The sequence below is a fragment of the Microbacterium sp. SL62 genome (assembly GCF_026672635.1).
GTDB classification, from domain to species: domain Bacteria; phylum Actinomycetota; class Actinomycetes; order Actinomycetales; family Microbacteriaceae; genus Microbacterium; species Microbacterium testaceum_A.
The window spans coordinates 2,506,699-2,519,535 of record NZ_JAPPRM010000001.1 but is presented as its reverse complement, the minus strand read 5'-3'; the positions used below and the strand labels follow the sequence as shown (position 1 = coordinate 2,519,535).

The following is a 12,837-nucleotide window of genomic DNA, read 5'->3' as shown; positions in this document are numbered from 1 at the left end:
ATGACCATGCAGGAAGAAGCCCTCGACGGAACGCTCGTCGCCACGAGCCCTGTCACCCGCGACCGCAAACCGCTGTCGCGCGGAGCGCTGGTGCGCTCGCGGCTGCGCAAGATGCCTCGCTTCTGGGTGGGCGCGAGCATCCTCGTCTTCATCGTGCTGTGGGCCTTCATCGGGCCGCTGCTTTACCCCTACGACTCGACCCAGCGCGACTTCCTGAACGTGGGCCTGGGGCCGACCCAGTTGCACTGGTTCGGGACGAACGGCATCGGGCAGGACATCTACGCGCAGACGCTCGTGGGTCTGCAGAAGTCGCTCATCATCGGCGCTCTGGCGGGCATCGGCGCCACCCTTATCGCGGCGGCCGTCGGATCCCTCGCCGGCTACCTGGGCGGCAAGATCGACGCGGTCATCGGGTGGCTCATCCACCTTCTGCTCGTCATCCCGTCGTTCTTCATCCTGGTGCTGCTGAGTCCGCTGACCCGCGGACTGTCGTGGCTCGCCCTCACGTTCTTCCTCGCGGTGTTCAGCTGGATGATCCTCGCTCAGGTCGTCCGCAACCAGACCCGGTCCCTGCGCAACCGCGACTTCGTGCGCGCGGCGCGGTACATGGGCATGCCGACCCGGCAGATCCTCGGCCGCCACATCATCCCCAACATCGCGTCGCTGCTCATCATCGACGCGACCCTCGGCATCGTCGCGGCCATTATGGCCGAGACCTCGCTCAGCTACTTCGGTTTCGGCGTCCAGGCGCCCGACGTCTCGCTCGGCACGCTGCTGGCGTCGGGGACGTCGGCCGCGGTGACCCGCCCGTGGCTGTTCGTGTACCCCGCCGGCGTGCTGATCGTGCTGCTCCTGGCCATCAGCCTCATCGGCGACGCCCTGCGCGACGCCATCGACCCCACCTCGGGAGCGAACCGTGACTGACACCCGATCCGCCACCCTGCTGTCCTCGACCGGCCGCTCGCCGCTGCTGTCGGTCCGCGACCTCAGCGTCACCTTTCCGCAGCGCGACGGTTCTCCCGTCCGCGCCGTCCGCGGCATCTCGTACGACGTGCACGATGGGGAGTTCCTCGGCATCGTGGGCGAGTCCGGCTCCGGCAAGAGCGTGTCGTCGCTCGCCGTGATGGGGCTGCTGCCCTCGAACGCGCAGGTCGAGGGCGACATCCTCTACGACGGTCGTTCGCTGCTCGGCATGAACGACGGGCAGCTGTCGAAGATCCGCGGCGCCGAGCTCGCGATGGTCTTCCAGGACCCCCTGTCGGCGCTGACCCCGGTCTACACCGTCGGCGACCAGATCTCCGAGGGACTGCGTCTGCACGACCGCGCCCTGAGCGCACAGGCTGCGCACGCCCGCAGCGTCGAGCTGCTCAAGCTCGTCGGCATCCCGGATGCCGAGCGTCGGGCGCGCGCGTATCCTCACGAGTTCTCGGGCGGTATGCGACAGCGCGCGATGATCGCCATGGCGATCGCCAACGACCCGCGCGTGATCATCGCCGACGAGCCGACGACCGCCCTCGACGTCACCATCCAGGCGCAGATCCTCGAGGTGCTGCAGAAGGCCCGCGAGGTGACGGGCGCCGCCGTCGTGCTCATCACGCACGACCTCGGCGTCGTCGCCGGCCACGCCGACCGCGTCGCGGTCATGTACGCGGGCAAGCTCGTCGAGCGGGGCACGGTCGACGAGATCTTCCACGACCCGCACATGCCGTACACCGTGGGGCTGCTGCGCTCGGTGCCGAACATGCAGACCGCGGGCTCGCACCGACTGGTCCCGCTCGAGGGGCGCCCGCCGTCCCTCGCCTCGCTGCCCAAGGGATGCCCCTTCGCCGCGCGCTGCCCGATCGCGATCGACGCGTGTCACGACATCGAGCCCGTGCTCGAGGTGCACGGAGCGGTGCCCGACCACGTCGCGGCGTGCATCCGCTCGGGCGAGATCGCCTCCGGTGCCCTCGCGCGGCCCGATATCTTCCCGCGGCCCGAGGCTCTCGGCGAGATCCCGCCGCTCCGCCCCGACGCGACCCCCGCGGTCGAGGTCACCGACCTCGTGAAGCACTTCCCGCTGATGAAGGGCGCGGTCTTCCCGCGCCGCGTCGGCACGGTGCGCGCGGTCGACGGGATCTCGTTCTCGATCCAGCCCGGTCGCACGATGGGACTGGTGGGGGAGTCCGGCTGCGGCAAGACGACGACGATCCTCGAGATCATGGAGATGGTCGCCCCGCAGAGCGGCAGCATCCGCATCAACGGCACCGACGTGGCCACGGTGAGCCGTAAGGACAAGGCCGTGCTGCGCAAGGGCATCCAGATCGTGTTCCAGGACCCGATGGGCGCGATCGACCCGCGCCTGCCGGTGGGCGAGGTGATCACCGAGCCCCTGCTGGTCCAGGGCGTGCCGCGTGCGGAGCGCGACCGCAAGATGCGCGAGCTGCTCGATCTCGTCGGGCTGGACCCGAACATGTCGGACCGGTACCCGCACGAGTTCTCGGGCGGTCAGCGTCAGCGCATCGGCATCGCCCGCGCCCTGGCGACCGACCCCGCCGTCGTCGTCCTCGACGAGCCGGTGTCGGCCCTCGACGTGTCGATCCAGGCCGGAGTCATCAACCTGCTCGAAGACCTCAAGGAACGACTCGGCCTCTCGTTCCTCTTCGTGGCGCACGACCTCGCCGTGGTCCGCCAGATCGCCGACGACGTGTCGGTCATGTACCTCGGCCGCATCGTCGAGCAGGGTCCCGTCGACGAGGTGTTCGACGACCCGCGGCATCCCTACACGAAGGCCCTCATCTCGGCCGCGCCCATTCCCGACCCGCGCATCGAGCGGGCGCGAACGCGCATCCTGCTCGACGGCGACCTCCCGAGCCCGACGCAGGAGATCTCGGGATGCCGTTTCCGCACGCGGTGCCCGCTCTACCGCCTGCTGCCCGACGCCGACCGGCGCCGGTGCGACAACGACGACCCGGGCTTGCGCTCCCAGGCGCACTCCCAGGTGGCGTGCCACTACGCCGAACGGTCCGACCTCGTCCTCGAGACGGTGTCGGCCGGCTCCCCCCGAACGTCCCCGACCGACGGCACCATGTCGCCGGGGGCCCTCCCCGATCACCAACGAGAGGATTGATCACATGAGAATGCGTAAAGCGAAGGCCCTCAGCGCTCTCGCGCTGCTGAGCGCCGCCGCCCTGGCGATCGCCGGGTGCGCGCCGGGCAACACCGCCGCTCCGTCGGCGAACCCCGAGGATCAGAACTCGCTGCCGTCGACCGCGTGGGTGCGCGCCGATGCCGCAGACGTCAAGGACGGCGGCACGCTGACTCTCGCGGTCGACTCCATGCCCGTGAACTGGAACAACTTCCAGATCGACGGCAACGAGGCCAACACGAACAACATCGTCGCCGCGATGCAGGGTGGGCCCATCCGCATCGGCGAGGACGGCAAGCCGATCGTCGACCAGAACTACGCCTCCTCCGTCGAGCTGACCAGCAGCGACCCCCAGAAGGTCGAGATCAAGCTCAACCCGGATGCCAAGTGGGAAGACGGCACGCCCATCACGGTGGCCGACTACCAGGCGACCTGGAAGGCCAACAACGGCAGCAACCCCGCGTACGTGGTCATCTCGACCACCGGGTGGGACCAGATCTCGTCCGTCGAGCAGGGCACCGACCAGTTCGACGTCGTCATCACCTTCTCGTCGGTCTTCGCCGACTGGCAGAGCCTCTTCGGCCAGGTCCTGCCCGCGAGCGTCGCCAACGACCCGAACACCTTCAACACCGGCTACCTCACGAAGGCGCTTCCGTCATCGGGACCCTTCAAGCTCGCGAGCTTCGACTCGACGGCCGGTGTGGCGACGCTCGAGCCGAACCCCAACTGGTGGGGCGCCAAGCCCAAGCTCGACTCGGTCGTCTTCCGCGCCGTGAGCCAGGCCCAGCAGGGCACCTCGTTCAGCAACGGTGAGATCGACGCGCTGAACATCAGCTCCAACGCCGACCTCTACCAGACGGCCCAGAACGTCCCGGGTGCCGAGATCCAGGCGTCGAACGGTCTGACCTGGACGCACATCACGATGCGCGCCTCGAGCGGACCCCTCGCCGACGTCAACGTCCGCAAGGCGATCGCATCCATCGTCAACCGCAGCCAGATCGCCACCAACGCGAACTCGCCGGTCGGCGTCCCCGCCATCACGCAGGGCAGCTACATCTTCATGCCCGGCCAGGACGGCTACACCGACGACTCGCTTCCGTACGACGTCGACGCGGGCACCAAGTACCTCGAGGCCGCCGGCTACACCAAGGACGGCGACTCGTGGACGAAGGACGGCACCGCGCTGTCGTTCAAGGTGACGGTCCCGGCCGACACGACGACGAACATCCAGCGCGCCGAGCAGATCCAGGCGGACCTCGCCGAGGTCGGCATCCCGGTCGAGCTCGTCTCGGTTCCCGTCGGCAGCTATTTCTCGGACTACATCATCAAGGGTGACTTCGAGATGGTGACGTTCTCATGGCAGGGCACCGCCTACCCGATCTCGTCGAGCCGTTCGCTGTTCACGCCGGTCGACTCGGCGCAGAACTACACCGGCATCGCCGACCCGCGCCTGGACGCCCTGTGGGAGAAGGCCAACTCCGAGCTCGACCCCGCCGCGCGTCAGCAGACCGCGCAGGAGATCAACAAGGTGCTCTGGGAGTCCGTGCCGATCATCCCGATCGCGCCGCTGCCGAACGTCTACGCCGTCAAGCAGGGCCTCGTGAACTGGGGAGCCACCCAGTTCGAGACCATCGACTGGACGATCGTGGGCTTCGCGAACTCCTGATCCGCTGACCGAAAGGGGCGGGATCCTGCGGGATTCCGCCCCTTTTCCGTGCGTTCCCGTTACCTGTGCGTCTCCTGCCCGGGAGTGTCGCAGGCGCCCGGTAGACTAGGGACGCCCGATTCCGGGCATCACCCCGAATTTTCCTGGAGACCCTCCATGGCGCACGCCCTTCGTCCTGACCTCCGTAACGTCGCGATCGTCGCGCACGTCGACCACGGCAAGACGACCCTCGTCGACGCCATGCTCCGCCAGACCGGCTCGTTCGGCGACCACGCGCACGTCGAAGAGCGCGCGATGGACTCGAACGACCTCGAGCGCGAGAAGGGCATCACGATCCTCGCCAAGAACACGGCGATCACTTACAACGGCGTGCACAGCGACGTTCCGGTGACGATCAACGTGATCGACACCCCCGGCCACGCCGACTTCGGTGGCGAGGTCGAGCGCGGCCTGTCGATGGTCGACGGCGTGGTGCTGCTCGTCGACGCGTCCGAGGGCCCGCTGCCCCAGACCCGCTTCGTGCTGCGCAAGGCCCTCGAGGCCAAGCTCCCCGTCATCCTGCTGGTCAACAAGACCGACCGCCCCGATGCGCGCATCGCCGAGGTCGAAGAAGAGGCGCACGACCTGCTGCTGGGCCTCGCGTCCGACCTGGTCGACGACGTGCCCGACCTCGACGTCGACGCCCTGCTCGACGTGCCGGTCGTCTACGCCTCGGGCCGCGCGGGTGCCGCGTCGCTCAACCGCCCCGACAACGGCTCGCTGCCCGACAACGAAGACCTCGAGCCGCTCTTCGGCGCGATCCTCGAGCACGTTCCGGCTCCCGCCTACGACGACGAGGCGCCCCTGCAGGCCTGGGTCACCAACCTCGACTCCTCGCCGTTCCTCGGTCGCCTCGCTCTGCTGCGCGTGTTCAACGGCACGCTCAAGAAGGGCCAGACCGTGGCCTGGGTGCGTGCCGACGGCACCACCAGCAATGCCCGCGTCACCGAGCTGCTGAAGACCCGCGCCCTCGAGCGCTACCCGGCCGAAGACGCCGGCCCCGGTGACATCGTCGCCATCGCCGGTTTCCCCGACATCACCATCGGCGAGACCATCGCCGACCCCGAGGACGTGCGCCCGCTGAAGGCGATCACCGTCGACGACCCGGCCATCTCGATGACCATCGGCACCAACACCTCGCCCCTCATGGGCAAGGTCAAGGGCCACAAGCTGACCGCCCGCATGGTCAAGGACCGCCTCGACCGCGAGCTCATCGGTAACGTCTCGCTCAAGGTCGTCGACATCGGACGCCCCGACGCGTGGGAGGTCCAGGGTCGCGGCGAGCTCGCCCTGGCGATCCTCGTCGAGAACATGCGTCGCGAGGGCTTCGAGCTCACGGTCGGCAAGCCCCAGGTGGTCACCAAGCGCGGTGAAGACGGCAAGCTCAAGGAGCCCTTCGAGCACCTGACCATCGACGCTCCCGAAGAGCACCTCGGTGCGATCACGCAGCTCATGGCCGCCCGCAAGGGGCGCATGGACAACATGACGAACCACGGCACCGGCTGGGTACGCATGGAGTTCGTCGTGCCCTCGCGCGGCCTGATCGGCTTCCGCAGCGAGTTCCTCACGATCACCCGCGGCACCGGTATCGCCAACGCGATCTCGCACGGCTACGACGACTGGGCGGGCTCGATCACGACCCGCCAGAACGGCTCGATCGTCGCCGACCGCATGGGTGTCGTCACCCCGTTCGCGATGATCGCCCTGCAGGAGCGCATGAGCTTCTTCGTGCAGCCCACCGAAGAGGTCTACGAGGGCATGGTCATCGGCGAGAACTCGCGCGCCGACGACATGGATGTCAACATCACCAAGGAGAAGAAGCTCACGAACATGCGTTCGTCGACCTCCGACTCCTTCGAGTCGATGACGCCCCCGCGCATCCTCACGCTCGAGGAGTCGCTGGAGTTCGCCCGCGACGACGAATGCGTCGAGGTCACGCCCGAGAAGGTGCGCATCCGCAAGGTCGAGCTCGACGCGACCGCGCGGGGTCGCTCCGCTTCGCGCTTGAAGCGCCAGGACGCCAACGCGTAAGCGTTCCCGTCTCGAACGGCCCCGCCCAGCCTCGTGCTCGGCGGGGCCGTTCGCTTTGCGGGGTCTGCGGGTGGGTGGCATCCGGATGCCGTGGCGTGCGTGACGGCGGGGGTTTTCGGCGACGCGGCGGGGTAGGCGGCGCGTCGGGGGATTCGTCCGCGGGTGTGCGGGGACCGGCGGGAGTTCAGCTGTCTCCGGACGCCCCCGCGCGCATCACCTTCGCGAGCGCTTTGCCTTTCGCCAGTTCGTCGACGACCTTGTCGAGCAGTCGGATGCGGTACATCAGCGGGTCTTCGATCTGCTCGACCCGCACGCCGCAGACCACTCCGGTGATCTCGGCGGCCTGCGGGGTGAGCCGCGCCTCGCCGAAGAACTCGCGGAACGTGGTCGACCCCTGCGCGTGGCGGGCGAGGGCCGCCTCGTCGAACCCGGTCAGCCAGCGGATCACCGTGTCGAGCTCGTCCGTGGTGCGCCCTTTGCGTTCGACCTTCGCGACGTACAGCGGATACACCGACGAGAAGGTCATGTCGAAGACGCGGGACATGCCAGCACGATATCCCCGCGTCCGGCCCCTGTCGACGCGGTCGTCGGGTCAGCGGGACTCGACGACGCAGACGGCGCTCATACCCGCCGTGAGCGCTTCGAAGACGTGGGGCGCGTCACCGGCGTACGAGAGGTAGTCGCCGGGTGCGAGCTCGAAGGGGGCGTCGGCCGGGCCGACGAGACCGCGACCCGAGACCATCACGAGGTGCTCGATCGTTCCCCGGGGATGCGGGTCGGATCGGCGGGGGGAACCCGGTTCGGCCGAGAGCAGGTAGATGTCGCGGCGAGCGTGCGGGGGGCTCGCCGAGAGCAGGACGGCGATGTAGTCGGATGCCGATGAGGCCACGGCCGTACCGGCTTCGCCGGCCCGGATGAGGGTGGGGGAGTGCGCGCCCTCGTCGACGAAGTCGGCGAACGTGATCTCGAGCGCCGAGGCCAGCGCCCACAGGGTCTCGACGCTGGGATTGCCGCCCCCGTTCTCGAGCTGCGAGACGGTGGCCTTGGCGACTCCGGCCCGCCGGGCGAGTTCCGAGACGCTGAGGTCACGTCTCTCTCGCTCGCGGCGCAGGCTCGCGGCGATTCGGGCGCTCAGATCGCTCATCTGTTCATTATGACCGTCGATCGTTCGACTTGACGAACGACGTCTTGAGCGTTCACGATGATGTCCATGCGTTCGCTTCACCGAACATCCGAGGGTGTCGCCGCTCGACAGGGCCTCGCCGTCGCCCTCGCCACGAGTGCCTACGGCATCTCTTTCGGGGCCCTGTCCGTGGCATCCGGTCTGGACATCTGGCAGACCTGCGTGCTGAGCCTGCTGATGTTCACCGGCGGATCGCAGTTCGCGTTCGTCGGGGTCATCGCCGCGGGGGGAGTGGCCGCCGCACCCGCGGCGATCGCGTCGTCGGCCCTGCTCGGCGTCCGCAACGCCGCGTACGCGATGCGCATGGCGCCCGTCGTGGCGGGCGGACCCTGGCGCAAGGCGTCGGCCACGCACTTCACGATCGACGAATCGGTGGCGGTGGGCCTGGCGCAGACCGAGCCGCGCGCTCGTCAGGTGGGCTTCTGGGTCACGGGTGTGGCGATCTGGGTCGGCTGGAACCTCTCGACTCTCCTGGGGGCGCTCCTCGGCGACGTCCTCGGCGACCCCCGTGCCTACGGTCTCGATGCGGCGGCGGCCGCCGCGTTCCTCGCTCTGCTGTGGCCGCGTCTTCGCGGACGTCAGCCCCTGGCGGTGGCCGCGGGAGCGGCGATCGTCGCGGCGCTGCTCACACCGTGGCTCATGCCGGGGATCCCGGTGATCGCGGCGGCGGGAGTCGCGATCGCGGTGGGACTGTTCGATCCCCGGCCCGCGAAGCCGGCGGCAACCGAGGAGCGGATGCCGTGACCCTGTGGACCGCGGTGCTCACGGCATCCGTCATCTGCGTCGCCCTCAAGGCGACGGGCTACCTGCTTCCCGCTCACTGGCTCGACAAGCCGCGCCCCGCGCGGATCGCGGACCTTCTCACCGTCGCCCTGCTCTCGGCGCTCGTGATGGTGCAGACGCTCGGCGCGGGGTCGGCGGTGGTCGTGGACGCGCGACTCCCGGCGGTCGGGGTCGCGGCCCTCCTCCTCTGGGCGCGCGCCCCGTTCCTCGTCGTGGTCGCCGCGGCGGCCCTCACCGCGGCGCTGCTGCGGCTCTGGGGGTGGGCGGCGTGAGGGGTGAGTGCTATCGGCCACGGCCGTCGCATAGCTGTCGCGCCTAGACTCGACCGGTGACTTCCACGATTCTCCGCGTCGTCGGCTGGGTGGTGGCCCTGCTCGTGGGGGCCTTCTACGGAGCAGCCGGCACCGTCGGCCAGGCCTTCCTCGTCGGCCCCGTGCCGGTGGGTTTGATCCTCGCGACGATCGGCAGTGCGGCCCTGCTCATCGCCCTGCGCACGCTCACGGGCGATCGCGTCAACGCCCTCGCCGGAGGGTTGGGGATCACCGCCGCCACGTACTTGTTCTCTCAGGTGGGGCCGGGCGGTTCCGCGATCGTCGCTGCGCCCACCGCGGGGACCGAGTGGATCCCGCTCGTGTGGACGGTCGTCGGACCCGCGCTCATGGTGCTGGTCGCGCTGTGGCCCGACTTCAGCAAGATGCAGGCGCCGGCGCGCCCGGCCGAATCCTAAGCCCGCGGCCCGGCGGCGGAGTCGGTCGCTCCGGCGCGATTAGACTGATGCGGTGACTTACGTGATCGCCCTCCCGTGCGTCGATGTGAAAGACCGCGCCTGCATCGATGAGTGCCCTGTCGACTGCATCTACGAGGGTGAACGATCGCTCTACATCCACCCCGACGAGTGCGTCGACTGCGGTGCGTGCGAGCCGGTCTGCCCCGTCGAGGCCATCTACTACGAGGACGACCTCCCCGAGGAGTGGTCCGACTACTACAAGGCCAACGTCGAGTTCTTCGACGACATCGGCTCGCCCGGTGGTGCGGCCAAGGTCGGCGTGATCGCCAAGGACCACCCCGTCATCACCGCACTGCCCCCGCAGGCGCACTGACCCGTGGGCGTCGCCGACCTCGCCGACTACCCGTGGGACGCGGTCGCCCCGTACGCGGAGCGCGCCCGACGCCACCCCGACGGCATCGTCGACCTGTCGATCGGCTCGCCCGTCGACCCGACGCCCGCCGTCGTCGCCGAAGCTCTGGCTGACGCAACCGACGCGCACGCCTACCCGCAGACGGCGGGGACCCCGGCACTGCGCGAGGCGATCGCCGAGTGGTACCACCGCCGGCGCGGCGTCCCCGGCCTGGCCGCGGCGAACGTTCTGCCGACCGTCGGCTCCAAAGAGCTGGTCGCCCTGCTGCCGTTGCTGTTGGGGCTCGGCCCGGGCGATGCCGTGGTTCACCCGCGCGCCGCCTACCCGACCTACGAGGTCGGAGCGCGTCTCGTGGGCGCCGAGGCCGTGGCATCCGACGATCCGTCCTCGTGGCCCGCGAACGCGCGCGTGATCTGGATCAACTCACCCGGCAATCCCGACGGGCGCGTCCTCTCGACGGACGAGCTTCGGGATGCCGTGACCCGGGCGCGTGAAGTCGGTGCCGTCCTCGCGTCGGACGAGTGCTACGCCGAACTGGGCTGGGACGCCCCGTGGGATGAGCAGCCCGTACCGAGCGTGCTCGACCCGGGCGTCGTCGGAGACGACCTCTCCGGCGTGCTGTCGGTGTACTCGCTGAGCAAGCAGTCGAACCTCGCCGGGTACCGCGCGGCGTTCCTCGCCGGTGACCCCGCCCTCGTGTCGCGGTTGCTCACCGGTCGCAAGCATCTGGGCCTCATGCCGCCCGCGCCGGTGCAGCGCGCGATGACCGTCGCCCTCGGAGACGACGAGCACGTCGCCGCGCAGCGCGAGCGCTACGCCCGCCGCCGCGCGGTCCTCAAGCCCGCGGTCGAGGCCGCCGGCTTCACCATCGACCGCAGCGAGGGCGGCCTGTACCTCTGGGCGACCGAGGGACGCGACGCGTGGGAGAGCGTCGACCGCCTCGCCGATCTCGGCATCCTGGTGGGACCGGGGCACTTCTACGGCACCCACTTTCCGAACCACGTGCGCTTCTCGCTCACCGCGACCGACGAGCGCATCGCCGCCGCCGCGGAGCGTCTGCGCGCCTGACCAGGAGGTTCCCTCCATCCGATGGGGGCAACCTTTAGCGGTGTCATCTGTACGCCGGAGTGCCTACTAGGCTGTAATGGCAGGTCGTTCGGGGTCATCCTCCGTGCGCCCCGCCGACCCGGATGCCATTCCCGTGGCATCCAGAGGGCGAGAAGATCGCGGGGTGCCGCAACCCCCCGCGTTCGACCACACGGGCGACCAGAAATCGCAAGGAGGCGCGGTGAGCGACGCGGGCACGCAGCAGGACAAGGCCACTCTCACGGTAGGGGGCACCACCGCCGAATTCCCGGTCCTGCGAGGCACCGACGGCGTTCCGAGCATCGACATCGCGTCGCTGACGAAGCAGACCGGTCACACCACGCTCGATTACGGTTTCGTCAACACGGCGTCGACGAAGTCCGACATCACCTACATCGACGGCGATCAGGGCATCCTCCGCTATCGCGGGTACCCCATCGAGCAGCTGGCGAAGAACAGCACCTACCTCGAGGTCGCGTGGCTGCTCATCTACGGCGAGCTGCCCTCGGCATCCGAGCTCGCGTCGTTCGACGAGCGGATCCGCCGTCACACGCTGCTGCACGAAGACCTCAAGAGCCTCTTCTCGGCGCTGCCGCCGACCGCGCACCCCATGTCGGTGCTCTCAGCGGCGACCGCGGCCCTCTCGACCTACTACGAGGCCGAGTCCGACCCGCACAACCCCGAGCACGTCGAGCTCAACACGGTCCGCATGCTCGCGAAGCTCCCCGTGATCGCGGCCTACGCGCACAAGAAGAGCATCGGACAGGCGTTCCTGTACCCCGACAACTCCCTGGGCTTCGTCGACAACTTCCTCAAGCTCAACTTCGGTGTGCACAGCGAGCCCTTCGAGGCCAACCCGGTCATGACGAAGGCCCTCGACCTGCTGCTGATGCTGCACGAGGACCACGAGCAGAACGCCTCGACCTCGACCGTGCGCCTGGTCGGTTCGACCGGAGCGAACCAGTTCGCGTCGATCTCGGCCGGCATTCAGGCGCTGTCCGGCCCTCTGCACGGTGGCGCGAACGAAGCCGTCCTGCAGATGCTCGCGCGCATCCGCGACTCGGGCGAGAGCGTCGAGCGCTTCGTCGAGCGGGTGAAGAACAAGGAGCAGGGCGTCAAGCTCATGGGCTTCGGTCACCGCGTCTACAAGAACTACGACCCGCGCGCGAAGCTCGTCAAAGAGTCGGCCGACGAGGTGCTCACCGCACTCGGCGTCAGCGACCCGCTGCTCGACCTCGCCAAAGAGCTCGAGCAGATCGCCCTCGAGGACGACTACTTCAAGGAGCGTCGCCTCTACCCGAACGTCGACTTCTACACCGGCGTGATCTACAAGGCGATGGGCTTCCCCACGCGCATGTTCACGGTGCTGTTCGCGATCGGCCGTCTGCCCGGCTGGCTCGCCCAGTGGCGCGAGGCGATCAGCGACCCCCAGACGAAGATCGGCCGCCCGCAGCAGCTGTACACGGGTGCCGCCGAGCGCAACTACCCCGGCATCTGACCCGGCCTGGAGCGCCCCGTCTCTCTTGCGAGGGGCGGGGCGTTTCGCTGTGTGCGGCGGGGTGTGTCGCTGGTTCTCCCCATGTCCCACTTCGTGCTGTCTGGGGCGCCGCCAGGGAGCCGATTGTGGGACATGGTCTGCATATATGGGGACATTCTTGTCGAGGGCGGTTCGCCCTGCAGCCATGTCCCACTTTGTGCTGCCTGGGGCGCCGCCAGGGAGCCGTTTGTGGGACATGGTCTGCGCAGATGGGGACATGGGCCGCGAGGGCGGTTCGCCCTGCAC

At 69.0% G+C, this 12,837-nt stretch carries 12 protein-coding genes; 10 read left to right on the top strand and 2 right to left on the bottom strand.

Annotation, left to right across the window (positions count from 1 at the left end; translation table 11 throughout):
- The 4 genes from OVA26_RS12060 to typA all read left to right on the top strand — a co-directional run bounded on the left by OVA26_RS12060 (position 1) and on the right by typA (position 6,863).
- Positions 1 to 924 carry an ABC transporter permease gene (locus OVA26_RS12060; RefSeq protein ID WP_056230443.1) on the top strand — a complete coding sequence of 308 codons (924 nt, stop codon included), beginning with the start codon at positions 1 to 3 and terminating at the stop codon, positions 922 to 924.
- Entirely contained in the window at positions 917 to 3,109 is a 2,193-nt protein-coding gene (locus OVA26_RS12055; protein ID WP_268104211.1) for an ABC transporter ATP-binding protein, read from the top strand. The genes OVA26_RS12060 and OVA26_RS12055 overlap by 8 nt, the downstream gene beginning before the upstream one ends.
- 4 nt (positions 3,110 to 3,113) lie before the next feature.
- Positions 3,114 to 4,793: an ABC transporter family substrate-binding protein gene (locus OVA26_RS12050; RefSeq protein ID WP_200914199.1), complete on the top strand. Its 1,680-nt coding sequence runs from the start codon at positions 3,114 to 3,116 to the stop codon at positions 4,791 to 4,793.
- A 156-nt stretch (positions 4,794 to 4,949) separates the two neighbouring features.
- A complete protein-coding gene (gene typA / locus OVA26_RS12045) occupies positions 4,950 to 6,863 on the top strand; it encodes a translational GTPase TypA (protein WP_056230447.1) in 1,914 nt (637 codons plus the stop codon).
- 184 nt (positions 6,864 to 7,047) lie between these two features.
- Here the strand turns inward: typA and OVA26_RS12040 are convergent, their stop codons facing one another.
- Together OVA26_RS12040 and OVA26_RS12035 are read right to left on the bottom strand one after the other, a co-directional pair.
- Complete coding sequence (locus OVA26_RS12040) at positions 7,048 to 7,407, bottom strand: DUF2200 domain-containing protein (RefSeq protein ID WP_268104210.1); 360 nt, start codon at positions 7,405 to 7,407, stop codon at positions 7,048 to 7,050.
- Between the two features lie 48 nt (positions 7,408 to 7,455).
- On the bottom strand, positions 7,456 to 8,007 hold the full coding sequence (locus tag OVA26_RS12035; protein WP_144785451.1) for a helix-turn-helix domain-containing protein: 552 nt from the start codon (positions 8,005 to 8,007) through the stop codon (positions 7,456 to 7,458).
- Positions 8,008 to 8,073: 66 nt separating this feature from the next.
- Between OVA26_RS12035 and OVA26_RS12030 the strand changes: the two genes are divergently transcribed.
- The 6 genes from OVA26_RS12030 (at position 8,074) to OVA26_RS12005 (ending at position 12,552) form a co-directional block, all read left to right on the top strand.
- Positions 8,074 to 8,790 (top strand): AzlC family ABC transporter permease, encoded by a 717-nt coding sequence (locus OVA26_RS12030; protein WP_056230454.1) that lies wholly within the window; start codon positions 8,074 to 8,076, stop codon positions 8,788 to 8,790.
- Positions 8,787 to 9,101, top strand: coding sequence for an AzlD domain-containing protein (locus tag OVA26_RS12025; RefSeq protein WP_056230455.1), 315 nt, complete (start codon positions 8,787 to 8,789; stop codon positions 9,099 to 9,101). Before OVA26_RS12030 ends, OVA26_RS12025 begins: the two co-directional genes overlap by 4 nt.
- A gap of 56 nt (positions 9,102 to 9,157) precedes the next feature.
- Positions 9,158 to 9,556 carry a histidinol dehydrogenase gene (locus OVA26_RS12020; RefSeq protein ID WP_074696989.1) on the top strand — a complete coding sequence of 133 codons (399 nt, stop codon included), beginning with the start codon at positions 9,158 to 9,160 and terminating at the stop codon, positions 9,554 to 9,556.
- A gap of 52 nt (positions 9,557 to 9,608) precedes the next feature.
- Positions 9,609 to 9,929, top strand: coding sequence for a ferredoxin (fdxA, locus tag OVA26_RS12015; protein WP_055836218.1), 321 nt, complete (start codon positions 9,609 to 9,611; stop codon positions 9,927 to 9,929).
- A gap of 3 nt (positions 9,930 to 9,932) precedes the next feature.
- Entirely contained in the window at positions 9,933 to 11,036 is a 1,104-nt protein-coding gene (gene dapC / locus OVA26_RS12010; RefSeq protein ID WP_268104209.1) for a succinyldiaminopimelate transaminase, read from the top strand.
- Between the two features lie 220 nt (positions 11,037 to 11,256).
- Positions 11,257 to 12,552 (top strand): citrate synthase, encoded by a 1,296-nt coding sequence (locus tag OVA26_RS12005; protein ID WP_074696985.1) that lies wholly within the window; start codon positions 11,257 to 11,259, stop codon positions 12,550 to 12,552.
- Positions 12,553 to 12,837 lie beyond the last annotated feature (285 nt).

Bases quoted from the DNA above. Each gene is read 5' to 3' on its own strand.
- OVA26_RS12060 (WP_056230443.1), top strand. From the start codon at position 1: ATGACCATGCAGGAAGAAGCCCTCGACGGAACGCTCGTCGCCACGAGC.
- OVA26_RS12050 (WP_200914199.1), top strand. From the start codon at position 3,114: ATGAGAATGCGTAAAGCGAAGGCCCTCAGCGCTCTCGCGCTGCTGAGC.
- typA (WP_056230447.1), top strand. From the start codon at position 4,950: ATGGCGCACGCCCTTCGTCCTGACCTCCGTAACGTCGCGATCGTCGCG.
- OVA26_RS12040 (WP_268104210.1), bottom strand. From the start codon at position 7,407: ATGTCCCGCGTCTTCGACATGACCTTCTCGTCGGTGTATCCGCTGTAC.
- OVA26_RS12035 (WP_144785451.1), bottom strand. From the start codon at position 8,007: ATGAGCGATCTGAGCGCCCGAATCGCCGCGAGCCTGCGCCGCGAGCGA.
- OVA26_RS12030 (WP_056230454.1), top strand. From the start codon at position 8,074: ATGCGTTCGCTTCACCGAACATCCGAGGGTGTCGCCGCTCGACAGGGC.